The following is a 24,087-nucleotide window of genomic DNA, read 5'->3' on the forward strand; positions in this document are numbered from 1 at the left end:
ACTATGTGTATGAATAGCTTGAAACCGAGTGAAAACGAGAGCGGGCGCGGCTTGAGCGTGAGTTGGTGCGAAACTCACCCTGTAAATAAAATTATTTAAAATCAATTGATTAATGAAAATCAAGCCACGAAAAATGATCCGCAAATTTGGGCTGTGCATTTTGTCAGGACTTCTTGACAAATGTTAAAGTCCCATTTTATCTGGGGATAACCTTTTACAAACGTTGATCGTTGAGCTCCGGGTGGCCCTGAAAAGTGCATCGCCGTCTTTTATCGCTGCATTATGCAAAGTAACTGTAATTATATCCAGTATTATTTGCTGGTAAAATCGGCAGAGCTGAGTAAAATTAGAGTCCGGTTGATGTGATCCTGCTGCAGGTAGCCATGCAATGAGCAAAGTCTTTAAACTTAATTCCGCTTTCAAACCTTCTGGTGATCAGCCGGAGGCTATCCGCCGTCTCGAAGAAGGGCTGGAAGATGGACTGGCTCATCAGACGTTACTTGGCGTAACGGGGTCCGGTAAAACGTTCACCGTGGCTAACGTGATTGCCGACCTGAACCGTCCGACCATGGTGTTGGCTCCGAACAAAACGCTGGCCGCGCAGCTTTATGGCGAGATGAAGGAATTTTTCCCGGATAACGCGGTAGAGTATTTTGTTTCCTATTACGATTATTATCAGCCGGAAGCCTATGTTCCCAGCTCCGATACCTTCATTGAAAAAGACGCCTCGGTTAATGAACACATTGAACAGATGAGGCTTTCGGCCACCAAAGCGTTACTGGAACGGAGAGATGTTATCGTGGTGGCCTCTGTTTCGGCCATTTATGGCCTTGGCGATCCGGATTTATATCTGAAAATGATGCTGCATTTGACGCGCGGTATGGTGATTGATCAACGCGCGATCCTGCGGCGGCTGGCCGAGTTGCAGTATACCCGTAATGATCAGGCCTTCCAGCGCGGTACCTTCCGTGTTCGCGGCGAAGTGATTGATATCTTCCCGGCAGAATCTGATGACTATGCGTTGCGCGTCGAGTTGTTCGATGAGGAAGTGGAGCGGTTGTCGATTTTTGACCCGCTGACCGGTCAAATCGACTCTGTGGTTCCTCGCTACACTATCTACCCGAAAACACACTACGTCACCCCGCGAGAGCGTATTCTGCAGGCGATGGAAGCGATCAAGACAGAACTGGCGGAGCGCCGTAAGGTGTTGCTGGAAAACAACAAGTTGCTGGAAGAACAACGCCTCTCGCAGCGCACTCAGTTTGACCTAGAGATGATGAACGAGTTGGGCTACTGTTCTGGCATTGAAAACTATTCGCGCTATCTCTCTGGTCGTGGACCAGGCGAACCGCCTCCCACGTTGTTTGACTACCTGCCAGCCGATGGGTTGCTGGTCATTGACGAATCCCATGTGACCGTCCCGCAGATTGGCAGTATGTATCGTGGTGACCGGGCGCGTAAAGAGACACTGGTGGAATATGGCTTCCGTCTACCCTCGGCGCTGGACAACCGCCCAATGAAATTTGAAGAATTTGAGTCCCTGGTGCCGCAAACCATTTATGTCTCCGCGACGCCGGGGAACTATGAACTGGAGAAGTCGGGAGGCGAGGTTATCGATCAGGTGGTGCGTCCTACCGGATTGCTTGATCCGCTGATTGAGGTTCGACCCGTGAGCACGCAGGTTGATGATTTGCTGTCGGAAATTCGTCAGAGAGTGGCAATCAACGAGCGTGTGTTGGTGACGGTACTGACCAAGCGTATGGCGGAAGATCTGACGGAATATCTGGAAGAACATGGCGAGAGAGTCCGTTATCTGCATTCGGATATTGATACCGTTGAGCGCGTGGAGATCATCCGCGACCTGAGGTTGGGAGAGTTTGACGTGCTGGTGGGGATCAACTTGCTGAGGGAAGGGCTGGATATGCCGGAAGTGTCGCTGGTGGCGATCCTTGATGCGGATAAAGAAGGTTTCCTGCGTTCTGAACGTTCGCTGATCCAAACCATCGGACGGGCGGCGCGTAACATCAATGGTAAAGCGATTCTCTATGGCGACAGGATCACGCCGTCGATGGCGCGGGCGATTAATGAAACTGAACGCCGCCGTGAGAAGCAGCAGATCTATAACCAGGAAAGGGGCATCGTGCCACAGGGACTCAACAAGAAAATCGCCGATATTCTTGAGTTGGGGCAGGGGATCAACAAGAACAAAAGCAAAATGCGCGGTAAATCACCTCGCCGCATCGTGGAAGACGATACGCCACTGATGGATATGTCACCCAAAGGGCTACAGAAAAAAATTCGCGAACTGGAAGCGAAAATGCAGCAACATGCGCAGAATCTGGAATTCGAAGAGGCTGCCCAGGTCCGCGATCAACTGCATCAGATGCGCGAATTGTTTATCGCCGCGTCCTGATGCTCACTGGCGCTGATGAGACAGGCACTTTGCTTTCAGCTAATCGACTGGAGGACGTGTTCCAGCGCGTTATGCAGCCGTTGGCGATCGTGGCGGTATTTGATATCGGCAGCTTCCAGTGATTGTTGGATAATCAGTCGGTCAGTGACGTTGCGGGTATCTACCTGTGGGCTGACGACCACGGCATCAATCACCTTCTTGCCAATGTATTTCTCTAAAATCGCCAGTTTGTCAGCCAGTGTCAGTCGTGCTGCCGCCGGGCTTAATTCTTTGCCCAAATTTCCGATAAAAACCATCGTAGCCGGTGTGCGGCGTAGCGCCTGAGCCAGCTCCGCTATGAGTAATAGTGGCATCAGACTGGTATAAAAGCTGCCTGGACCAATCAGGATCAGGTCAGCTTCTCCGATAACCTCAATCGCCTCGCGCGTGGCATCGACAGCTGGCGACAGCATCAGTTCTTGCGGCGGCTGCCGCATTTGATCAATCTCGGTTTCGCCATAAATCAACAGCCCTTCGTGGTCGACCGCGACCAGATCGGCGGGTTGCTCGGACATCGGGATCAGAAACGCATCCACCTTCAGCAGGTTACGGAGCACGTTGATGGCTTCAAGGGGACGCACGTTCAGGTTTTCCAGCGCTTTTAACATCAGATTGCCCAGGTTATGGCCAGCCAGTTCACCATTGCCAGCAAAGCGGTACTCGAACATTGCTGAGGCGATGCTGGGTTCGGTGATCAGTTGGTTCAGACAGTTACGCAGGTCACCCCAGGCGATTCCTCCTTCGGCGCGGCGGATTCGTCCGGTGGAGCCGCCGTTATCCGTGGTGGCGACAATGCCGGTGAGGCGAGAACCCAAAGCGGAGAGTGCTGACATTACGCGACCCAGGCCATGACCGCCGCCCAGAGCGACCACGCGATCGAGATCGGCTAATGTGCGATTGCGCATAAAATTCCTTCTAAATGTTAAGAGCGTACTGGAAATCCAGTCGATATTTTTGCTTGTTTTATACTGACGTACAGTAAAGAGGGGATGAAAAAAACGTTATATATCAAAATACATAGCGAAACTCTGTTCTGGTAACTGCTTCACAATAGCGGTAGAATTTTTCTACCAATGATTTACCGATGTGCGGTAAGTCACACTTAGCCTTGGTACCTAAGTCTGCGGATACGGTGCCCTGGCCGCAACCTTAGTGTTGCCAGGGTGCAGAAAGAAATGCCTGCATCTCCCGTCTTTGGAAAGGTGTAGTGGTGTCACAATTTACTGATAGTTTTGACCGCAGTTTTTATTATCTGCGTCTGTCGATCACTGATGTCTGCAATTTTCGTTGTCGCTACTGTCTGCCTGACGGTTATCAACCACAGGGCGTCGCCAACAAAAGTTTCCTCTCGCTGGATGAAATTCGGCGCGTGACGCGTGCCTTTGTGGCGGCGGGCACTGAAAAAGTGCGCCTGACGGGTGGCGAGCCTTCGCTGCGGCGTGACTTTATCGATATTATCGCCGCAGTGCGCGAAAATTCAGCTATTCGCCAGTTGGCGGTGACCACTAACGGTTACCGGTTGGCACGCGATGTCGCCGCCTGGCGCGATGCCGGTCTGACCTCGATTAATGTCAGTGTCGACAGCCTGGATGCCCGCCAGTTTCATGCCATCACCGGTCAGGATAAATTTCAGCAGGTGATGAGCGGCATCGATGCTGCTTTTGCGGCTGGGTTCAGCAAGGTTAAAGTCAACACCGTGCTGATGCGTAACATCAATCACAATAGCCTGCAAACTTTTCTCGACTGGATCCGTAGTCGTCCCATCCAGTTACGCTTTATTGAGCTGATGGAGACTGGCGATGGCGGTAAACTGTTTCGCGAGCACCATATCTCCGGCTCGGTTATCCGTGACCGTCTGTTGATGCAGGGATGGGTAAGCCAGCCGCGTGGGCGTAGCGACGGTCCGGCGCAAGTATTCCGCCATCCTGATTATCTGGGTGAAATTGGCCTGATCATGCCTTATGAAAAGGGCTTCTGCGCCAGTTGCAACCGCTTGCGTGTTTCCGCCACCGGCAAACTCCATCTGTGCCTGTTCGGCGACGGCGGCATCTCGCTACGTGATTTACTGGCGGATGACGATCAGCAGGACCAGTTGCAGGCGCGGATAGCCGCTTGTCTGAGCACGAAAAAACAAACACATTTCCTGCATCAGGGCAATACCGGCATTACGCAGAATCTCTCTTATATTGGCGGTTGACGCTAAGGAGACAAAAAATGGGAAAAACTACGGCTGAATTTATCGCGCTTAATGCGGCGGTACTGACGGTATCTGACAGCCACGACGTGGCCAGCGACAGTTCCGGTGACTATCTGCGCGAGGCACTGGCCGAGGCCGGTCATCGGGTGACGGGGCATGCGCTGGTGCAGGATAACCGCTACCGTATCCGTGCGGTGGTCTCCAGTTGGATAGCCAGTGACGATGTCCAGGTGGTTATCATTAATGGTGGCACGGGTTTTAACAGTAAAAACAGCACCCCGGAAGCGCTGTCGCCGCTGTTTGATCGTGAAATTGCTGGCTTTGGTGAATTGTTCCGGATGATCTCTTTTGAGGAGATAGGCAGCTCAACACTCCAGTCCCGTGCGATAGCCGGGATGGCTAACCAGACGCTGATTTTCGCCGTGCCCGGTTCAACCGGCGCTTGCCGCAGCGCATGGGAGGGGATTATTAAGGATCAACTTGATGCCCGAACCCGCCCGTGCAACTTTGTCTCACATCTCAAGAAACCCTGATCCTATGTCGCAACTGACCCATATCAATGCCGCAGGCGAAGCCCACATGGTGGATGTCTCGGCTAAAAATGACACTGTCCGTGAAGCACGGGCTGAAGCGTTGGTGGTGATGAACCCCGAAACACTGCAGATGATTATCGATGGCAGTCACCATAAAGGTGACGTTTTCGCTACCGCGCGTATTGCCGGTATTCAGGCGGCCAAACGTACATGGGAGTTGATCCCGCTGTGTCATCCGTTGCTGTTGAGTAAAGTTGAAGTGATGCTGAGCGCGGAGGTGGAACATCACCGGGTGCGGATTGAATCACTGTGCCGCCTGAGCGGAAAAACCGGTGTTGAAATGGAAGCGTTGACGGCGGTTTCGGTGGCTGCTCTGACCATCTACGATATGTGTAAAGCGGTACAGAAGGACATCAGCATTGAACATTGTCGTCTGCTGAGTAAAAGTGGCGGTAAATCGGGTGATTTTCGGGCGGTGGAAGATGATTAAGGTTCTGTTCTTCGCCCAGGTGCGAGAGCTGGTGGGGACCGGTAGCATCACCGTGACCGAAGCGTTTGCCACGGTGGACGTGCTGCGCACCGCTCTGGCCGCCAAAGGTGAGCGCTGGGCGTTGGCGCTGGAGTCCGGTAAGCTGCTGGCAGCGGTAAACCAGACGTTGGTTTCTATGCAACATCCACTTGAACCCGGTGACGAAGTGGCCTTCTTCCCACCGGTCACCGGAGGATAAGATGGACACGAGAATTATCGTCGGTGTGGCGCCGTTCGATATGGCTGAAGAATATCGCTGGCTGTCAGCCAGTGCAGAAGACGGCGCCGTGGTAACGTTTACTGGAAAAGTCCGCAATCATAATCTCGGCGATACTGTCGCCGCCCTGACGCTGGAACACTATCCGGGCATGACCGAAAAAGCGCTACAAGAGATTGTCGACGAGGCTCGCCAGCGCTGGCCGATACAGCGTGTCACAGTAATTCATCGCATCGGTGAATTGTTTCCTGGCGATGAGATCGTGATGGTCGGCGTCAGTGGCTCCCATCGATCCGGGGCGTTTGCCGCCGCAGAATTTATTATGGACTACCTGAAAACACGCGCACCTTTCTGGAAGCGGGAAGTCACGTCGGAGGGGAAGCGTTGGGTGGCGTCGCGTGACAGCGACCAGTTGGCCGCTTCGCGCTGGAAATAAGCTTATCAGGGCAGGGGATGTTTTTCTCTTGGTAGAAGCATCGCCACTGGGGCCGTTGACGCCCGGAATTGAACATTGTTGTATTGTGCCCGTTGGCGACTCTTCGTTCCGATGAATGTTGCCGTCCGATTTGTGTCTCTTCAGGATAAAGGCTGTTAATTAACAAGGAAAGCAATGCGTTACGCAATAATTAAGCATCTGTTTTTGTTGGTGCTATTGGTACTGGCAGGGTGTAGCAGTAAACCAGCGCCTCAGACGCCAGCACGTTATCCGGCTGAAGTGAAAACACGAATTACCCAATTGTTGCCGTCGAAAGTCGGTGATCGTCAGGGCTGGGCGAATGATATTTTTGTCGCGTTTACTCGTCAGGGCATTGACCCTTCCATCAGTAACTTGTGCTCGGTCATCGCTATCGCTGATCAGGAATCCGGCTTCAGCGCTGATGCTGATGTTCCTGGCCTGCCAAAAATTGCCTGGAAAGAAATCGATAACCGCGCCGCTAAGCTGCACATCCCCTCGTTCATGGTGCATACCGCATTATTGATTAAATCCCCTAACGGCAAGAGCTACGCTGAGCGTTTGGATAACGTCCGTAGTGAAAAAGATCTGAGTGAGATTTTTGATGATTTTATCAGCATGGTGCCGATGGGACAGACGCTGTTTGGCAGCCTTAACCCGATTCACACCGCCGGTCCGATGCAGGTCAGCGTCGCATTTGCTGAGGCCCATGCCCGGGACTATCCATACCCGGTTGATGGCTCGATTCGCCGTGAAGTCTTCACCCGCCGTGGTGGGGTATATTTCGGTACTTTGCATTTGCTTGGCTATCCGGCAAATTACAGTCGGCAGATTTACCGTTTTGCCGATTTTAATGCCGGCTGGTATGCCAGTCGCAACGCAGCATTTCAGGCCGCTGTGGCCCGTCTTAGCGGGATTAACCTGGCGCTGGATGGGGATTTGATCCAGTATGGGTCTGATGCAGCCGGATCGACTGAGCTGGCAGTACGCTCGTTGGGGAAACGTCTGGGCATCAGCAGCAGCGCTATCCGCCGCTCGCTGGAAAAAGGCCAGACGCTGGAGTTTGAGAAAACCGACTTATGGCGGAAGGTGTTTGCGCTGGCGGATAAAAACGCCGGGAAGCGACTGCCACGTGAGATGCTGCCAGGGATCAAACTGGAAAGTCCGAAGATAACCCGTAATCTGACCACTGCCTGGTTCGCTCAGCGAGTCGATAGCCGTTATCAGGGGTGCCTGGCACGCGGGAAGTAAGGCCTGGGGGCGGATAAATCAATCGTTGCTTCAATCGCAGACTAACCAGATGTGAAAATCGGCCTGTGGGGCTGGCTTAATCTCATCTGAATGTGTCAGACTTACCGTGACCAACATTAAATTTCACTTGCATATAAAGAGGGGAGCATCATGGATCGATATCCACGTTCCAACGGTTCGATTGTTTCACCGGCCAGTACCGGGATACAAACCTATATGGCGCAGGTCTATGGCTGGATGACTTGTGGTTTGTTACTGACCGCGTTTGTCTCGTGGTTTGCCGCCCGCACGCCAGCGGTGATGGAACTGGTTTTTGCTAACCGTATCACCTTCTTTGGGTTGATTATTGTTCAGCTTGGCCTTGTTTTCGTGCTGTCAGGCATGGTGCATAAATTAAGCGGCGCGGCAGCGACCGGCCTGTTTATGCTTTATTCGGCGCTCACCGGACTCACCATGGCCAGTATCTTCCTGGTTTACACCTATTCCTCTATCGCCAGTACTTTCCTGGTGACCGGCGGGATGTTTGGTGCGATGAGTTTCTGGGGGTACACCACCAAACGTGATCTCAGCGGTATGGGTAGTATGCTGTTTATGGCGCTGATTGGGATTGTGCTGGCGTCGCTGGTAAATATATGGCTGAAAAGCAGCACACTGACGTGGGCGGTAACCTATATTGGCGTAGTGGTGTTTGTGGGACTCACCGCTTACGATACCCAGAAGCTAAAAAATATCGGCGAGGGGATCAATGTCGATGACAAAGAGAACTTGCGTCGTTTTTCGATTGTGGGGGCTCTGACGCTGTATCTGGACTTTATTAACCTGTTCCTGATGCTGTTGCGTATTTTCGGCAATCGTCGGTAAATTTTGACGCCATCGGCATCGAATTGGCCTGGAAAACATCGACCATTGGTCAAGCGATAAAAAATACCTTTTATGGCCCTTTATCTCGCGCCGGGTTTGGCGCGGGATATTTTACTCAATAGCGGATATTTGCTTGCCGTGCGTTGAATCTGTCATCTTGGGGTGTCTGGTCAGTTTTTCACCTGCGGTTTATGGACCGCATGGAATCCCCATTACCTCCTGGAGAAATACGATCTCCGCCGAGATGGCAAGGCCGTATCACGCAGATCAGGCAGGATAAACGACAGTTAAAAGCGTAAAAATCCATGTGACGTATTGATCGTCAGGGCTTTTAGTGAAAATCCTCGCATGTTTTGTGACATACTGTGCGCGCGGACTTCTTTTCGACGGTTGAAGAGTAAAGTGCAGTCTTTGTCACAAAAGAGTGCCGACACGTCGCGATATTTGCGGCATTATCCGAAAACTGCGTTAATCTGAGGACATTCGTTATCACGCACGGTGTTAACAAGGCTGGGCGACCTGTGTTGGGTCTGCCAGGAGAAAACAATGAAATGGTCTAACCGTATTCAGATTGTCACCGGACAAACCTGTGTACATATCACCCTGCATCTCCTGCTGATTGCCGGGTTGGTGTGGGGATGGAAGCACCAGGCGTTGCTGCAGGTTAGTACGGTTTTACTGGTGTTATATGTCAGTGTATTTACTGTCATGTTGCTGACTCAGCGGTTACCTCGCTTACGTCATATCGGCGACTTCCTTGAAGATGTCACCACCACGTACTACTTCGGGGCCGCTATGCTGGTGCTGTATATGCTTTCCCGCGTGATCCACCACCACCTGTTGTTGGGGGTGGTTGGTGTGCTGATGCTGACCGGACCCGCAGTGGTCTCTCTGCTGGCAGAAGGGCCGGTTCGCGCTCGCCAGCGCTGATGCGCAACGGGTCGCCTTATCGCGGCCCGTTGCTGTTATTTTCCCGCAAAAATGTGACATAACCTCCTGTACTGGATGGTTTACGTTGTCAGTATCTCAAAGCCACTGTCCCGGTTATAAACAGCATACGCTAACCTGAAATCACACCGTGTCAGGGAGAGTCATCCTGGTGAATATAGTCATTTGTCGTCGTGCGGACAGGTTAGCGCTGGCACTGATTTTTGTAGAAATGAACGATTATTATTTTGGTGATAACAGCATTAGTGTTGCTGAGATGACGTCATTTCTGGAACACCACCTTTTTAGTGAATTCTCCGGAGTGACAGGGGTCTGTTGCCGTGATGAGAATGGAATGATCGTCGGGGTTACCACTTTTTCCCTGATGTATCCCGCCCCTTATGCCACCGGACAGATTTATATGAAGGAACGGTTTGTCACCGCATCTGCGCGAGGCATGGGAGTGGGTCAGGCTTGATTCAGGCAATGTGCAATATCTGGCCGACCGGTTCTAAACGTCGCATAGATTTTCAGTGATATATCCCGGCCATACTTTACGCCGCAGGGCGTGATGTCCCGGCGTCTGCGTACCGGGTTGCATGGTGAAAGGTCTCCAGCCCTGGCGAACGTTGTCTGGCAATGAGGTTTTTTACGTGTTGGCCATCAGGATATTTTACATCTGTTAAAAGAAACGTTCTCTATCCTGACATAATCTCTGTTATAATTCAGTCCTTACGCACCGTGGTTTGTGCTCCCTTTCAAACGTCAGGCGAAGCCTGGCGTCATATTCTCCCCCTGGAAACTACACCGTTTATCACGGTCAGGGTGGATCCGGAGTCAGTCAATTTTATGTCATTTGATTCTCTCGGCCTGAATGCCGACATTTTGCGTGCTGTTGCAGAACAGGGTTATAACCAGCCCACGCCCATTCAACAACAAGCTATTCCTGTGGTCCTGGCGGGACGTGACCTGATGGCCAGCGCCCAGACCGGAACCGGTAAAACGGCCGGTTTTACACTGCCGCTGTTACAACTGCTGAGCAGTAGTACAGCGCAGCATTCGAAAGGACGTCGTCCGATACGTGCGCTGATCCTGACCCCGACTCGTGAACTGGCGGCGCAGGTCGGTGAAAACGTTCAGGCTTACAGTAAATATCTCGATCTGCGCTCACTGGTGGTCTTCGGTGGCGTGAGCATCAATCCACAGATGATGAAACTGCGTGGTGGCGTGGATGTGTTGGTCGCCACCCCAGGCCGCTTGCTGGATCTGGAACATCAGAATGCGTTGGATCTCTCTCAGGTGGAGATTCTGGTGCTGGACGAAGCCGATCGTATGCTGGATATGGGGTTTATCCACGATATCCGCCGTGTGCTGGCCAGGCTGCCTGCTAAACGTCAGAATCTGCTGTTTTCCGCTACTTTCTCTGATGAAATCAAAGATTTGGCCGTTAAACTGCTGCACAATCCTGAGCAGGTCTCGGTGGCTCGCCGTAACACTGCTTCCGAGCAGATTACCCAGCACGTGCATTTTGTCGATAAGAAGCGTAAGCGGGAACTGCTGTCTTTCCTGATCGGTCGTGATAACTGGCAACAGGTGTTGGTGTTTACCCGTACCAAGCATGGCGCGAACCATCTGGCTGAGCAACTGAACAAAGACGGCATAACTGCCGCGGCGATCCACGGTAATAAAAGTCAGGGCGCGCGTACTCGCGCACTGAGCGATTTTAAACAAAATAATATTCGTGTACTGGTTGCCACTGATATTGCCGCGCGTGGGATTGATATTTCGGAGTTGCCGCACGTGGTGAATTACGAGCTGCCAAACGTACCGGAGGACTATGTACACCGCATTGGTCGTACGGGGCGTGCTGCGGCTACGGGTGAAGCGTTGTCACTGGTTTGCGTCGATGAACACAAATTGCTGCGTGATATTGAACGCGTGCTGAAGCGTGAGATCCCGCGTATTGCGATTGCAGGCTATGAGCCGGACCCGTCGATTAAAGCGGAGCCGATTCAGAATGGGCGTCAGCAACGCGGCGGCGGTAATGGCGGCAGTCGTGGTCGTGGAGCACCTCAGGGCCAGCGAGGCAACGGTGAGCGTAGCCAACCTGCTGCTGGTGAACGGCGTCAGGCTGAGGGTCAGCGCCGTCAGGGAGCGCCAGGCGCTGCACGAGGCACCAGACCGGAAGGGCGCAGTGCTGCTGGCGAGCCTCGTAACAAAACCCGTCAGCGCCGGGCTAACCCGGCTTAAAATTCTCTCTCCTGGGGATCGTCAGATCCCCTTATTTTATCGATGAACGAGTAGTGAAGTGACATGCGCGTTTTACTGGCCCCGATGGAAGGCGTACTGGATTCTCTGGTGCGTGAGCTGCTCACCGAGGTGAATGATTACGACCTCTGCGTCACGGAGTTTCTGCGGGTTGTCGACCAGTTGCTGCCAGTCAAATTGTTTCATCGTCTTTGTCCTGAACTTCTTCATGCCAGCCGCACGCCATCGGGAACGCTGGTACGTGTCCAGCTATTAGGTCAGTACCCAGAGTGGTTGGCGGAAAACGCCGCCCGTGCTGTGGAATTGGGTTCCTGGGGAGTTGATCTGAACTGTGGTTGCCCATCTAAAACCGTCAATGGTAGCGGCGGCGGGGCGACGCTGTTGAAAAATCCTGAACTTATTTATCAGGGCGCCAAAGCGATGCGTGCTGCCGTACCGGCTCATCTGCCCGTCACAGTGAAAGTGCGTCTGGGGTGGGAGTCTGGCGCGCGTCAGTTTGAAATTGCTGATGCAGTACAGCAGGCGGGTGCTACCGAGCTGACAGTCCATGGGCGCACCCGGGAAGACGGTTATAAGGCGGAAAAGATTAACTGGGCGGCCATTGGCGAAATCCGCCAGCGCCTCAATATTCCGGTTATTGCCAATGGTGAGATCTGGGACTGGCAAAGTGCTCAGGAGTGTCTGCGCGTGACCGGCTGTGATGCAGTGATGATTGGTCGCGGCGCGTTGAACATGCCCAATCTCAGTAGAGTCATTAAGTATCACGAGCCGCGGATGCCGTGGCCTGGTGTGGTGAAGTTGCTGTATAAATACGTACAGTTGGAAAAGCAGGGCAATACGGGCCAGTATCACGTGGCGAGGATTAAGCAGTGGTTGGGGTTTCTGCGCAAAGAGTATGAGCAGGCCAGCGAACTGTTCGGCCATATCCGGACGCTGAAGACTTCGGGTGAAATAGCCGGTTTTATTGAACGTTATGTTATTTCCAGTACCCTGGAAATGGGGTGAACGATCTGCCTCAAAATTTTATTTTGCCAGCCCGCTTCAGATCGGTGGAAACGACTGTCTTTTATACTAAATTTAATTTGAGTGGCTGGCCAGGGGGGCCTTTGCCTGCTGTTGACGGAATTCGTCACATTTATCAATATTCTTGGCAGGATATATTAGATTCCTAAGGGTATGATAAGTCTTACATCACACCTATTTTTGGCTCTGACATGTCTTCGATCCCCGCATTATCCAATGCGCAGCTTAACAAACGCATTATTTCTGTCGTCGTTTTTACCTTCTTTTGTTATCTGTCGATCGGTTTACCGCTGGCGGTGTTGCCTGGGTATGTGCATAACCACCTGGGTTATAGCTCGTTTATCGCAGGATTAATTATCAGTCTGCAGTATTTTGCCACGTTGATCAGTCGTCCGCAGGCTGGGCGTTATGCTGACTTGCTGGGCCCTAAAAAAGTGGTGTTGGTGGGATTGTTGCTCTGTGGGGCCAGCGGCCTGTTTAGCCTGTTGGCGGTGATGTTTGATGCCAGCCCGTTAACCAAATTGATCCTGTTGGCAGTGGGGCGCGTGGTGCTGGGCGTGGGGGAGAGCCTGACCGCCACGGGATCTATTTTGTGGGGGATTAATATTGTCGGTACGGTGCAGAGTGCACGTGTTATTTCCTGGAACGGTGTGGCGACTTATCTGGCGATGGCCGTTGGCGCGCCACTTGGTGTGATGCTTAACACGGCTTTTGGTATTCCTGGTTTTGCCGTACTGATTATGTTGATGGCGATTTTTGGTTTCTGGCTGGCGACTCAGCGTCCTGCGGTGGTGGTCGCTGTTGGTCAGCGGATCCCCTTCAACAAAGTGTTCTCCCGTATCTGGTTGTACGGTCTGTGTCTGGGGTTGGGAACCGTTGGATTCGGGACGATCGCCACCTTCATTACCCTCTATTTTTCCAGCAACAACTGGAGCGGCGCCGCATTTTCGCTGACCCTGTTCAGTCTCGGTTTTGTCGCTATGCGGCTGATATTCAGCAACACCATTGGTCGTTTCGGCGGTATTCGCGTGTCTCTGGTTTCCTTTGCCATTGAAGGCGTCGGCTTGCTCATGATCTGGCAGGGTGGGTCATCACTGCTGGTGGATATCGGGGCGTTTCTGACCGGATCGGGTTTTTCATTGATCTTTCCGGCGCTGGGTGTGGAGGCGATCAAACAGGTGGAACCGCAGAACCAGGGATCGGCATTGGGATTGTATTCCGCCTTCCTCGACTTCGGACTGGGGATAACCGGGCCTCTGGCTGGCGTATTAATTGGACATTGGGGAATCGGTTCGATTTATCTGGTGGCCGCTGTGGTGGTGATGTTCGCCTTTGCTATTACTCTCAGATTGCAATGGATGGTCCGTATTGTTCAGCAACGTGGTTAGCATTTTTCTCCTGTAACTCGCCTTATTTGGCTATTATCGGATATATTCCCCTGAATACGGCGAACAATATTTCCTGGTATAACCATGCTGCGCCGCAATTTGAGGAAACGCTGCACCGTGATCAGTGCTCCCCGTCCCACCGCAATCCGGCTGGCTGGTTTGCTGGCTTACCTGGCAATAATCCCAGCGTCGGCCCTGGCTGATACTGTCTGGATGAAGAATGGCGACCGACTCAGTGGGACGGTGCGTTCTCTTGGCAATGGCAAGTTGGTGATGGACACTACTTATGGTGGGACGCTGTCGCTCAACTGGAATGCGGTCAGTACGCTTTCCAGTGAACAGGTCATTGAAGTACATAGCGGTACAAGCAGGCAGGTCTCTAAGGCACAGCTGATGGCGGCCGATCCCGGTTATATCATGGTGAAGCGCGGTGAGGATGTCCAACGGGTCCAGGTGGCGAAATTGGAAGAATTTATCAAGCCGAAACCGAAAACCGACACGCTGAACTGGACCGGTAATATTGATGTGGGCGTTAACCTGAAAAAAAATTCAGGCCAGAGCCAGGACTATCACTTCGCATACAACAACAAAATCAATGTCGGTAAATGGCGTAATGATTTTGGTGGTACCTGGAATCGTGATAAAGAAGACGGCACCATGGACAGCGAAAATTATAGCCTGCGCTATGCACTGGACTACATGTTCCGGGACCAGTATTTCTGGCAGGGCAGAGCACGTTATAAGCGGGACTGGGTAGAGGATTTATCGCAGCAGGCGGTTATTGGCACGGGGCCGGGCTATCAATTCTGGGACGATGAGTTGGGCTCTTTCTCATTGGCTATACTGGGCGGTGCGTTTACCTATGGTTATAGCGATAGCAGCTCTGCCAGTCACTTTGGCGCCTTGGTTCGCTGGGACTATCAACGTTATCTACAGGGCAGGAAGGTCGTTCTGTTCACCCAGGGGGATGTCGGGCATTCACTGGATGAGGATGGCATTTTCACCCTGGATGCGGAGATTGGCCTGCGTTATCAACTGACTAACTGGTCATCGCTTAACATTACTTATGGACATAATCTGGTCAGTGGTACGAGGGATAGCCTCAATGAACGCGATTTTACCACTGGGCTGGGTGTGAAGTGGTAATCGGCATGATTAGGTTTCGCCCGGGGAGGGGAACCGCGGACATCGGTTAACACGTAAACATGTTATACCTGATGTTCGGTTGATTGCTGGTCAGGGCGCAAAACGCGACATGATGGCCGATATTTCCTGTGTTTTGAGTTGCGCCGTTATCGGTCACGGGCCGTTAAGGCCCGTGGTGATTAAGACTGGCTGTTACTGCGGGTTGTTGCTGGCGTGGCGGATTTTGCCGAAACCGAGGACGGTTTAGGTTCATAAATCGGGCCGGGTTGTTTCGGGACCACAAAGGTGTTGTTATCCGATGCGGCTGGTGCCTGTTCTCCTGTCGCAGAGTTTTCCGCAGGGACATTATTGTCTGGCGAGCTGGCACCAGCGGGTGCTGGAGCAGAATCCTGGTCCATCGCGTTAGTACTCTGGTCAGTGATCAGCGTTGTGGGGCCTTCTTTCGGCATCGCGCCATCCTGTTCCTGTACGGGAATTGGGGTCGCAAAGCTATTGTCGGCAGCACCGTTCACTTTGGTTGGCATCCCCGAACGGATTTTTAGTGCCTCTTCCAGTGCAGCGCTATCAACGCTGGCATCCGACACCACTTTGTTCACCACCGGGGTGAGCGTCAGCGGGAGCGGTTTGTTGGAGTTAAACTGCTCTTCAGTCTGGGATAACGGGTTATGTACTTCTACCAGACGGGAACCGTCAGGCTCAACGGTGGCTTTAATCGGCTGATCGATAAACTGTACGCGCGTGCCTACCGGCACGTTATCGAACAGCCATTTAATATCATCAGCACGCAGACGCACACAGCCGTGGCTTACGCGCAAACCGATACCGAAGTTAGCATTGGTGCCGTGGATAGCATACAGACGGCCAATATACAGTGCATACAGACCCATCGGGTTATCCGGACCCGCAGGGAAGATGGCGGGCAATGGCGTACCCGCGGCTGCGGCATCTTCATGCATTTTTTTGGTCGGCGTCCAGGTTGGGCCGTCTTTTTTTCTTTCTACCTTAGTTGTCCAGTTAATTGGCGTATCTTTACCCAATTCCCCCACACCGATCGGTAGCACAACTACCGTATTGCTCCCTTTCGGGTAGTAATAAAGGCGCATTTCAGCGCTGTTGATAATGATGCCTTCACGTGGGGCATTTGGCAGGATCAACTGCTGAGGAATAATCAGTTTGCTACCCGCTTTGGGCAAGTACACATCCACACCTGGGTTGGCTTCCAGCATATTGCTCAAGCCCATCTGGTACTGTGCGGCAAAGGCTTCCAGAGGAAGTTTGCTGTCCTGAGGGATGGTAATTTCAAGATTCTGACCAATCAGACGACTGTTTGCTGCAGGCAGAGGGTAAACAACGGCAAAGACTGAGTGGCTGTATGCGGTAACGGCCAGGGCTAAAGCGACTAATACGCGGATGCTCTTTTTCATATTCTTCAGGTGTAGCGCCTATAATCAGTGGATAAATGAGGCAGTATAGCTCGGGGGTGACCGGCTGCACATTATATGGGCATAATCCATTAGGATGAAACCAGGATTTGTAACAGTTGAACTAACTTTACTCAGAATAATCTGCAAAAATGGCACCGAAGTAAATAAAATGTCCCGACGCCAAATTATTCAGTTTGTAAAAAAGGTCGCAACGCGCTACTGCGGTTCACGTTCAGAACGGCGTTTAATGTAGAGTCTGATCCCCCAGGCCACGGCAATGGCCAGCACCACCCAGATAATCTTTTTAATATGATGATCCAGCAAGTGCAGCCATGGGGCGATAACCTGACCGCCAAGGTAACCCAGCGTGACAAAAATTAACGCCCACGCCATGGCGCCCACCACGTTAAGCAGCAGGAATTTTTGTGGCTTCAGCTTGCTGGCGCCGATAATAATCGGGCCGATTATCCGTAAGCCATACATAAATCGCACACCGATGACAAACAGCACGGGGCGTTTGCGGATCAGCGTATTCGCTTTGTCTATTTGCTTCTGGTGTTTTTTAAATCGCACCAGGATTCTCGGACCGTAGTGACGACCGATAAAAAACAGGGCGGTATCGCCCAGGACGCCGCCAGCCATAGCAATCAGTACCACCAGAACATAGTTCAGCAGTCCTTCATGCGCTGCCACACCACCCAGCAGCGTGAAAGTTTCTCCTTCGGCAATGCAGCCAATAAATAGCGCCAGATAACCATATTGTGTAATGAGATGATTGGCATCCATAGGCTTTTTCTCCTGCGGTTGATGCGCTATATCCTGCATACTTTACGCGACCGGCGCGTGGGTTGCACGAAGGTAATCTGGCCACTGATCTGAGTCTGTTCCCGCGGGTTTCATTCACTCTCCTGGATAACTCACCTGAATAAGTGCATCGGAATTTGTTCACTTACCGTGGAATTTGGACTGAGTATGGTTTGCTGATGGCGGTGCTCAGGGGGGATGCTTACGGGCTTTTCTAACGTTTCCGCCACTGGTTTATCGGCGGTTGCTCATTAACGCTCAGAAACGAATATCCTTTAGGGAAAAACTGAATATCCAGCGTATTATGCGCCGGTTAGCCCCGCGAGTCCTGCCTTTTGCGGTGGCGGCGTGCGGCGTTGCCGTGCCTGAATCATTACCTGATTAAGTTTTCCCAAGATGTCTGCAAAAATTCGCTTGTCGCTTCTGAGTTTGGCTGTGCTTTTTTCTGGGCAGGTTTTCCTGCATCAGGCCGACGCCAGCCCCCGTCCGGCCAATGAGGCCACACTTTCGCAGCCCCAGATTGCCTCTGGTAGCGCCATGGTTGTCGATCTCAACAGCAATAAAGTTATCTATGCCAGTCACCCCGATTTAGTCCGTCCCATGGCTTCCCTCACTAAACTGATGACGGTCATGGTGACGCTGGATGCTCATCTGCCGTTGGATGAGCTGCTGAGTGTCGATATCAGCCATACGCCAGAAATGCGGGGTGTTTATTCCCGTGTACGTCTGAACAGTCAGATCAGTCGTAAAAATATGATGTTGCTGGCGTTGATGTCTTCCGAAAACCGTGCGGCAGCCAGCCTGGCACACCATTATCCTGGTGGCTACAATGCTTTTATTCGTGCAATGAATGCCAAGGCCCGTGCGCTGGGCATGACGCATACCCGTTATGTTGAGCCTACTGGCCTGTCGACTCAGAATGTCTCGACGGCACGCGATCTGATTAAATTATTGATTGCGACTAAACGTTATCCCCTGATTGGGCAACTTAGCACGACCCATGAAGATATGGCGACATTCAAAAGTCCGAACTACACTCTGCCTTTTCGCAATACTAACCATCTGGTGTTCCGCCCTGACTGGAATATACAACTGACCAAAACGGGATTTACCAATGAAGCGGGCCATTGTCTGGTGATGCGTACGGTGATTAATCAACGACCGGTTGCGTTGGTGGTGATGGATGCTTTTGGTAAATATACGCATTTTGCTGATGCTAATCGCCTGCGTACCTGGATAGAAACCGGCAAGGTTTCACCCATACCGGCTGCGGCGCTGAGCTATAAGAAACAGAAAGCGGCAGAAGAAATGGTGAGTAATGGCAGTGCCGCAGAGGTTGTTGAGTAGTCAATAAATCCTATAGTTTCGGCGTGGGCGAAAGCATAGACTGATGTTGGTTTTCTGGTGTTTTTATGCTGGAAATTATCTCTATATCTGGAAATATTCATGTCGACGTTGTTAACCTTTTTTCGTGTGTGCTTGTTGGCGCTAGTTGTTTTTTCTCCGTTGATGGCGCAGGCTGCTGACAACGACGATGCCAGCCAGCAAAGTGGTGAGGTCCAGTCCAAAGTTGATGCCGCAGTTGAACTGCCGAAAATGCAAAAGGTGCTGGATAATATTAAACAGCAGGTTTCAGGCGAAACTAACGATAGCCGCCTGTCAGCGCTGAATGATATGGCGCTGGCGTTATCGGGTGATGTTGATACCTTGATCCAGGGGATCACGCCCCAACTGGCTCAATTGCAGGCCCAGCTTGCCGTGCTTGGCCCCGCTCCCAAACCGGAAAGCGGCGTGAAAGAAACCGCCGAGGTCACCAGGACACGCAATAATCTGGAAAATCAGAAGCGCAAAATGGATGACCAGATCCAGCAGGCGTCGGTCATCAAAAACGGGGCGATCAACCTCTCTGTGCAGATTGCTAACTTGCGTCGCGATGCACTTAAAACTCAGTTAGCGCTAAATTCAGGGAGTATTTTCGGGCCGCGTTTTTGGGCGCCATTGTTCAATGATCAGAGCGATGACTCAGCCAGACTCGATGATTTTATCAGCGAGTTGACGGATACCGCAGCACTTTCCTGGCAACCAGGCTGGCGTATTGGCACGGTATTCTGGGTGGTACTGGCGGGTCTGGTCGCCACATTGGGACGTCGTTATCTTGAAGAATTTCTGGCATGGGTGGGGATTCATCACTTGCCGGAAGGTCGCCTGCGTCGCAGCTTCCTGGCGGCGGCGGTGGCGATGACCACCCTGGTCTCGGTGATACTGGCCTTTAACTTCGTCGATCATGCTTTCACCCGTCATGACAGCGTGGAGGATGATGTACGGATGTTTGCCGATAAGCTGGTGGGTCTGAGCATTTTTTGCGGGTTGATTGCCGGACTGGGCCGGGCATTCCTGTCAAACCGTCGTCCCTCCTGGCGACTGCCGAATATTTCTAATGAAGTGGCGTTAGCACTCAGGCCGTTTCCGCCATTGGCGGCCATGCTGGTGTTTGTTTTCCAGACGGTGGAAACGCTCAATAGCAGTGCCAATACCAGTGTCAGCACCACCATTTTTGCCAACGGTATTACAGCGTTACTGATTGGTACGACGGCGCTGATGATCAGTTTCCGTACCAATCGTGTACGGCGCAGAATGATTCTGGCAGGTACGCCACCGGAAGCAAAATCCATGTTGGTGGGACTGATCCAGATGGCTATTACTCTGTGTGGGGTAGCGATTATGGTGACGTTGGTTGTCGGTTACGTCACCCTCGCACGCTTCCTCAGCTATGAGCTGATTTGGATGGGTATTGTCTTTGGCTCGTTTTATATTCTCAGCCAATTGGTGGTTGATAGCAGCGAAAGTTTGTTTTCCACTAGTAATGCCACCGGTAAAAGCATCCAGCGTTCGCTAAATATTGATGCGCGTCATCTGTCGCAGGTTGCGACACTGCTGGGTGCCATCGGTAAAACCATACTGGTGTTGGTGGCGGCCATGGCGTTGTTGAATGGTACGCTTGGCAGCGCAACGCCGATTGAATTAATACAAAAAGCGATCGAGTTTTGGGGCGGCAAGGGGCTGGAATCCCTGGATATTGTGCCTGCCCATGTGCTGAATGCATTGATATGCCTGATTGTCGGCATTTATGTACTGCGCTCGGTCAGGCGTTGGCTCGATCAGGAATTCCTGCCAAAGACCACAATGGCGGCAGGGATGCGGATTTCGTTGATCACCCTGTTCAGCAATGTGGGCTATGTGGTGGTGTTCCTGCTGGCCTTGTCGGTGATGGGGCTGCAGTGGAACAAGCTGGCGTGGATTGTTAGCGCCCTGTCGGTGGGGATTGGTTTCGGTCTGCAAGAGATCGTGAAAAACTTTATGTCTGGCCTGATCCTGCTGACCGAACGTCCGGTGAAAGTGGGCGATTTAGTCAGCATTAGTGGTATCGAAGGGGATATACGGCGTATTAATGTACGTGCTACCGAGATTCAATTGAGTGACAAATCCACCGTGATTGTACCGAACTCCCAGTTCATCTCGCAGAACGTGCGTAATGCCACCATGGGCAATGCGCAGGGGGTGGCAACCATTACGCTGACATTTCCTCTGGATATCGATCCGGTTTTGGTGCGTAAGTTGTTGCTGGATGTGTACAGCGAAAACGAGCGTATCCTGGATACGCCGGAACCGTCGGTGTCCTTTAAAGATCTGACTTCTTCGGGGATAGTGATGGCGGTGACGGGGAATGTCGCCAGCCCGCGTCAGGTGTCAGGAGCGAAGAGCGAGTTGTTGTTTGCCATTCTCACTCGCCTGCGAAAAGAGGGCGTGATGCTTTCTACGCCGCAGATGATGATTGTCGAACAACGTAATGGCCAGAGAGTGGTGGTGGACGACGGCGAGATGCCTTAACTTCCTTCCCTGGGGCCTGATACGGCGAGAAGCGTGCCGCCAACGGTCAGCAGGTGTGGTCTGGCAATGTCCACACCTGTTCGACTGCGCCAGACAACAGAATTTTATCCATCCTCAATGGTCGGCAATGTCATGGCAGAGCCTCGTCTGAGTGAATTGCTGAGTATAAAATCAGATCCAGATCGCGTCAGTGTGTTGAAAATTACCGGCTTCCCCCAACTTATGGCACACTGGGTGCTTTATGAAGTCATTACACAATAATTCCTTGTTTTTTAGTTATTTGAGAGAAATCACCTGATGAAATGGATGTGCTCTGTCAGCCTCGTTGTCGCTTTGACTCTGCAGCCTGCTTTTGCTGAAAGCCTGATTGGTCCACACGCGTTAACGCCGGAAGCCCGTGATGCCTTTGTGACCGATCTCCTGAAAAAAATGACCCTTGACGAGAAAATCGGTCAGCTCAGATTGCTCAGTGTCGGGCCGGATAACCCGAAAAAGGCGATCCGGGAGATGATTAAGCATGGTCAGGTCGGTGCCATTTTCAATACGGTGACCCGGCCGGATATCCGCGTCATGCAGGATCAGGCGATGCAACTCTCGCGCCTGAAGATTCCGCTGTTTTTTGCTTACGATGTGGTACACGGTCAACGAACGGTGTTTCCCATCCCGTTGGGGCTGGCGGCTAGCTGGGATCTGGATGCGGTAGCCGAAGTGGGGCGTATTTCCGCGTATGAGGCGGCGGACGATGGGTTGAATATGACCTGGGCGCCGATGGTGGATGTGACGCGCGAACCTCGCTGGGGCCGGGTTTCTGAAGGATTTGGTGAAGACACTTATCTGACCTCGCAAATGGGGCGCACCATGGTGACGTCAATGCAGGGGAAAAGCCCGGCAGATCGCTATTCAGTGATGACCAGCGTCAAGCACTTCGCCGCTTACGGCGCGGTGGAAGGTGGCCGGGAATACAATACGGTGGACATGAGCCCACAGCGCCTGGCACAGGATTATTTGCCGCCGTACAAAGCTGCGCTGGATGCCGGTAGCGGAGGCGTGATGGTGGCGCTCATCTCGTTGAACGGTGTGCCTGCCACGGCCAATAGCTGGCTGTTGAAAGATCTTCTGCGTGATGACTGGAAGTTTAAGGGCATTACCATCAGCGACCACGGCGCAATCAAAGAGTTGATCAAACATGGTGTTGCCCGCGATCCGCAGGATGCGGTGCGTATCGCTATTCAGTCTGGCGTTAATATGAGTATGAGCGATGAATTCTACAGCAAGTACTTGCCTGGACTGGTAAAAAGCGGAGCGGTCAGCGAGCAGGAGATTGACGATGCGGCCCGCCACGTATTGAACGTAAAGTACGATATGGGCCTGTTTAATGATCCTTACAGCCATCTCGGCCCGAAAAGCAGCGATCCGCTGGATACTAACGCCGAAAGTCGCCTGCATCGTCAGCAAGCCCGCGATGTGGCACGTAAAAGTATCGTTTTGTTGAAAAACCGGCTTGAAACGTTGCCGTTGAAAAAAACGGGCACTATCGCGTTGATCGGCCCTTTGGCCGACAGTCAGCGTGACATTATGGGCAGTTGGTCGGCGGCTGGTGTGGCTTCTCAATCAGTCACCGTGTTGCAGGGGATAAAAAATGCCACCGCCGGTAAAGCAACGGTGTTGTATGCCAAAGGGGCCAATATCACCGACAACAAAGGGGTGCAGGATTTCCTTAATATCTATGAAAAATCGGTAACGATAGATCCTCATTCGCCGCAAGAAATGCTGGACGAGGCGGTCACTACCGCGAAGAAATCTGACGTGGTGGTGGCGGTGGTGGGGGAAGCTCAGGGCATGGCGCATGAGGCTTCCAGCCGTAGTGATATCACCCTGCCGCCAGGCCAGTTGGCGTTGATTGATGCGCTGAAGGCCACCGGGAAACCGTTGGTGCTGGTATTGATGAATGGTCGTCCGCTGGCGCTGGTGAAGGAGAACATGCAGGCTGACGCCTTGCTGGAAACCTGGTTCAGCGGCACGGAAGGGGGCAATGCCATTGCCGATGTGTTGTTTGGTGATTACAACCCGTCAGGTAAGTTGCCGATATCGTTTCCTCGGTCAGTCGGACAGATCCCGATTTATTACAATCATCTGAACACCGGGCGTCCGTATGATGCAAACCACCCGGACAAGTACACGTCGCATTATTATGATGCCGTTAACGGGCCACTGTTTCCGTTCGGCTATGGGTTGAGTTATACCACTTTCAAGGTGTCGCCAGTCACTCTGTCGTCGAAAACCATGCCGCATAACGGTACAGTCAACGCCAGTGTGACGGTTACCAATACCGGTCGTCGTGATGGCGCGACGGTGGTACAGATGTATCTGCATGATGAAGTCGCGAGTATCAGCCGTCCGGTACAAGAGCTTAAGGGCTTTAAGCGCATTATGCTGAAAGCGGGCGAGACGAAGACGGTTACCTTCCCGATTGATGTCAATGATTTGATGTTCTGGAATGCCAGAATGCAGCAGGTGGCCGAACCGGGTGAATTCAATGTGATGATCGGTCTGGATTCAGTCCATACCAATAGCGCGGAATTCGATTATCTTTAACTCGCCGTTTGCATGCTGAATGATGGGGTAGCTGATGCTGATATTACGCGGATGGCTTCCCCGTACCGCTGTAGAGACTGAAGGGACGCATCTGTCCGTCCCTTTTCACTTGAAATGATTAACCGGTGAT

21 protein-coding genes and 1 riboswitch are annotated in these 24,087 nt (G+C 52.3%); of the genes, 18 read left to right on the forward strand and 3 right to left on the reverse strand.

The features are described 5' to 3' along the window. Positions 1–388: 388 nt before the first annotated feature. Positions 389–2,413: an excinuclease ABC subunit UvrB gene (uvrB, locus tag EH228_RS02735; RefSeq protein WP_152320161.1), complete on the forward strand. Its 2,025-nt coding sequence runs from the start codon at positions 389–391 to the stop codon at positions 2,411–2,413. A 35-nt stretch (positions 2,414–2,448) separates the two neighbouring features. Here uvrB and EH228_RS02740 read toward each other — a convergent pair whose 3' ends face one another. Further along, positions 2,449–3,357 carry a gluconeogenesis factor YvcK family protein gene (locus EH228_RS02740; RefSeq protein WP_152320162.1) on the reverse strand — a complete coding sequence of 303 codons (909 nt, stop codon included), beginning with the start codon at positions 3,355–3,357 and terminating at the stop codon, positions 2,449–2,451. A 183-nt stretch (positions 3,358–3,540) separates the two neighbouring features. Then, positions 3,541–3,673, forward strand: a riboswitch (molybdenum cofactor riboswitch). Between EH228_RS02740 and moaA the strand changes: the two genes are divergently transcribed. From moaA to EH228_RS02805, 13 genes are all read left to right on the forward strand, one after another. Beyond that, entirely contained in the window at positions 3,660–4,649 is a 990-nt protein-coding gene (gene moaA / locus EH228_RS02745; RefSeq protein ID WP_152320163.1) for a GTP 3',8-cyclase MoaA, read from the forward strand. (Overlaps the previous riboswitch by 14 nt.) Before the next feature lie 17 nt (positions 4,650–4,666). Next, on the forward strand, positions 4,667–5,182 hold the full coding sequence (moaB, locus tag EH228_RS02750; protein ID WP_152320164.1) for a molybdenum cofactor biosynthesis protein B: 516 nt from the start codon (positions 4,667–4,669) through the stop codon (positions 5,180–5,182). A 4-nt stretch (positions 5,183–5,186) separates the two neighbouring features. Further along, positions 5,187–5,672, forward strand: coding sequence for a cyclic pyranopterin monophosphate synthase MoaC (gene moaC, locus EH228_RS02755; RefSeq protein ID WP_152320165.1), 486 nt, complete (start codon positions 5,187–5,189; stop codon positions 5,670–5,672). Next, on the forward strand, positions 5,665–5,910 hold the full coding sequence (gene moaD, locus EH228_RS02760) for a molybdopterin synthase sulfur carrier subunit (RefSeq protein WP_152320166.1): 246 nt from the start codon (positions 5,665–5,667) through the stop codon (positions 5,908–5,910). Before moaC ends, moaD begins: the two co-directional genes overlap by 8 nt. Position 5,911: 1 nt before the next feature. Beyond that, positions 5,912–6,364 carry a molybdopterin synthase catalytic subunit MoaE gene (gene moaE, locus EH228_RS02765; RefSeq protein ID WP_152320167.1) on the forward strand — a complete coding sequence of 151 codons (453 nt, stop codon included), beginning with the start codon at positions 5,912–5,914 and terminating at the stop codon, positions 6,362–6,364. Between the two features lie 174 nt (positions 6,365–6,538). Beyond that, complete coding sequence (locus EH228_RS02770) at positions 6,539–7,633, forward strand: DUF1615 domain-containing protein (RefSeq protein ID WP_152320168.1); 1,095 nt, start codon at positions 6,539–6,541, stop codon at positions 7,631–7,633. 150 nt (positions 7,634–7,783) lie between these two features. Then, a complete protein-coding gene (locus tag EH228_RS02775) occupies positions 7,784–8,494 on the forward strand; it encodes a Bax inhibitor-1/YccA family protein (protein ID WP_152320169.1) in 711 nt (236 codons plus the stop codon). Between the two features lie 546 nt (positions 8,495–9,040). Beyond that, complete coding sequence (locus EH228_RS02780) at positions 9,041–9,424, forward strand: YbhQ family protein (protein ID WP_152320170.1); 384 nt, start codon at positions 9,041–9,043, stop codon at positions 9,422–9,424. Positions 9,425–9,593: 169 nt separating this feature from the next. Beyond that, on the forward strand, positions 9,594–9,899 hold the full coding sequence (locus EH228_RS02785; RefSeq protein WP_152320171.1) for a GNAT family N-acetyltransferase: 306 nt from the start codon (positions 9,594–9,596) through the stop codon (positions 9,897–9,899). Positions 9,900–10,270: 371 nt separating this feature from the next. Beyond that, positions 10,271–11,671: an ATP-dependent RNA helicase RhlE gene (rhlE, locus tag EH228_RS02790; RefSeq protein ID WP_152320172.1), complete on the forward strand. Its 1,401-nt coding sequence runs from the start codon at positions 10,271–10,273 to the stop codon at positions 11,669–11,671. Between the two features lie 63 nt (positions 11,672–11,734). After that, positions 11,735–12,694: a tRNA dihydrouridine(16) synthase DusC gene (gene dusC, locus EH228_RS02795; protein ID WP_152320173.1), complete on the forward strand. Its 960-nt coding sequence runs from the start codon at positions 11,735–11,737 to the stop codon at positions 12,692–12,694. Positions 12,695–12,903: 209 nt separating this feature from the next. Further along, positions 12,904–14,100 (forward strand): MFS transporter, encoded by a 1,197-nt coding sequence (locus EH228_RS02800; RefSeq protein WP_152320174.1) that lies wholly within the window; start codon positions 12,904–12,906, stop codon positions 14,098–14,100. A gap of 117 nt (positions 14,101–14,217) precedes the next feature. Continuing rightward, positions 14,218–15,246 (forward strand): DUF481 domain-containing protein, encoded by a 1,029-nt coding sequence (locus EH228_RS02805; protein WP_240116214.1) that lies wholly within the window; start codon positions 14,218–14,220, stop codon positions 15,244–15,246. Positions 15,247–15,425: 179 nt separating this feature from the next. Here the strand turns inward: EH228_RS02805 and EH228_RS02810 are convergent, their stop codons facing one another. Both EH228_RS02810 and EH228_RS02815 read right to left on the reverse strand, forming a co-directional pair. Beyond that, complete coding sequence (locus EH228_RS02810; RefSeq protein WP_152320175.1) at positions 15,426–16,670, reverse strand: L,D-transpeptidase family protein; 1,245 nt, start codon at positions 16,668–16,670, stop codon at positions 15,426–15,428. Positions 16,671–16,886: 216 nt separating this feature from the next. Further along, positions 16,887–17,456, reverse strand: coding sequence for a DedA family protein (locus EH228_RS02815; protein ID WP_152320176.1), 570 nt, complete (start codon positions 17,454–17,456; stop codon positions 16,887–16,889). Positions 17,457–17,870: 414 nt separating this feature from the next. Between EH228_RS02815 and pbpG the strand changes: the two genes are divergently transcribed. The 4 genes from pbpG (at position 17,871) to bglX (ending at position 23,957) form a co-directional block, all read left to right on the forward strand. After that, complete coding sequence (gene pbpG, locus EH228_RS02820; RefSeq protein WP_152320177.1) at positions 17,871–18,821, forward strand: D-alanyl-D-alanine endopeptidase; 951 nt, start codon at positions 17,871–17,873, stop codon at positions 18,819–18,821. 99 nt (positions 18,822–18,920) lie between these two features. Beyond that, positions 18,921–21,362: a DUF3772 domain-containing protein gene (locus EH228_RS02825; protein WP_152320178.1), complete on the forward strand. Its 2,442-nt coding sequence runs from the start codon at positions 18,921–18,923 to the stop codon at positions 21,360–21,362. A 66-nt stretch (positions 21,363–21,428) separates the two neighbouring features. Further along, positions 21,429–21,623: a hypothetical protein gene (locus EH228_RS02830; protein WP_152320179.1), complete on the forward strand. Its 195-nt coding sequence runs from the start codon at positions 21,429–21,431 to the stop codon at positions 21,621–21,623. 36 nt (positions 21,624–21,659) lie between these two features. Continuing rightward, a complete protein-coding gene (bglX, locus tag EH228_RS02835) occupies positions 21,660–23,957 on the forward strand; it encodes a beta-glucosidase BglX (RefSeq protein ID WP_152320180.1) in 2,298 nt (765 codons plus the stop codon). The last annotated feature ends 130 nt before the right edge of the window (positions 23,958–24,087 follow it).

Origin of the sequence: Erwinia endophytica (genome assembly GCF_009295515.1) — a bacterium.
Lineage (GTDB): Bacteria > Pseudomonadota > Gammaproteobacteria > Enterobacterales > Enterobacteriaceae > Erwinia > Erwinia endophytica.

Excerpts from the sequence above, each read along its gene's own strand:
- EH228_RS02775 (WP_152320169.1), top strand. The coding sequence starts at position 7,784 with ATGGATCGATATCCACGTTCCAACGGTTCGATTGTTTCACCGGCCAGT.
- bglX (WP_152320180.1), top strand. The coding sequence starts at position 21,660 with ATGAAATGGATGTGCTCTGTCAGCCTCGTTGTCGCTTTGACTCTGCAG.
- EH228_RS02770 (WP_152320168.1), top strand. The coding sequence starts at position 6,539 with ATGCGTTACGCAATAATTAAGCATCTGTTTTTGTTGGTGCTATTGGTA.
- EH228_RS02740 (WP_152320162.1), bottom strand. The coding sequence starts at position 3,357 with ATGCGCAATCGCACATTAGCCGATCTCGATCGCGTGGTCGCTCTGGGC.
- EH228_RS02830 (WP_152320179.1), top strand. The coding sequence starts at position 21,429 with ATGTCCACACCTGTTCGACTGCGCCAGACAACAGAATTTTATCCATCC.
- moaD (WP_152320166.1), top strand. The coding sequence starts at position 5,665 with ATGATTAAGGTTCTGTTCTTCGCCCAGGTGCGAGAGCTGGTGGGGACC.
- rhlE (WP_152320172.1), top strand. The coding sequence starts at position 10,271 with ATGTCATTTGATTCTCTCGGCCTGAATGCCGACATTTTGCGTGCTGTT.
- moaE (WP_152320167.1), top strand. The coding sequence starts at position 5,912 with ATGGACACGAGAATTATCGTCGGTGTGGCGCCGTTCGATATGGCTGAA.
- EH228_RS02780 (WP_152320170.1), top strand. The coding sequence starts at position 9,041 with ATGAAATGGTCTAACCGTATTCAGATTGTCACCGGACAAACCTGTGTA.
- EH228_RS02825 (WP_152320178.1), top strand. The coding sequence starts at position 18,921 with ATGTCGACGTTGTTAACCTTTTTTCGTGTGTGCTTGTTGGCGCTAGTT.
- dusC (WP_152320173.1), top strand. The coding sequence starts at position 11,735 with ATGCGCGTTTTACTGGCCCCGATGGAAGGCGTACTGGATTCTCTGGTG.
- EH228_RS02815 (WP_152320176.1), bottom strand. The coding sequence starts at position 17,456 with ATGGATGCCAATCATCTCATTACACAATATGGTTATCTGGCGCTATTT.
- moaC (WP_152320165.1), top strand. The coding sequence starts at position 5,187 with ATGTCGCAACTGACCCATATCAATGCCGCAGGCGAAGCCCACATGGTG.
- pbpG (WP_152320177.1), top strand. The coding sequence starts at position 17,871 with ATGTCTGCAAAAATTCGCTTGTCGCTTCTGAGTTTGGCTGTGCTTTTT.
- EH228_RS02810 (WP_152320175.1), bottom strand. The coding sequence starts at position 16,670 with ATGAAAAAGAGCATCCGCGTATTAGTCGCTTTAGCCCTGGCCGTTACC.
- moaB (WP_152320164.1), top strand. The coding sequence starts at position 4,667 with ATGGGAAAAACTACGGCTGAATTTATCGCGCTTAATGCGGCGGTACTG.
- EH228_RS02800 (WP_152320174.1), top strand. The coding sequence starts at position 12,904 with ATGTCTTCGATCCCCGCATTATCCAATGCGCAGCTTAACAAACGCATT.
- uvrB (WP_152320161.1), top strand. The coding sequence starts at position 389 with ATGAGCAAAGTCTTTAAACTTAATTCCGCTTTCAAACCTTCTGGTGAT.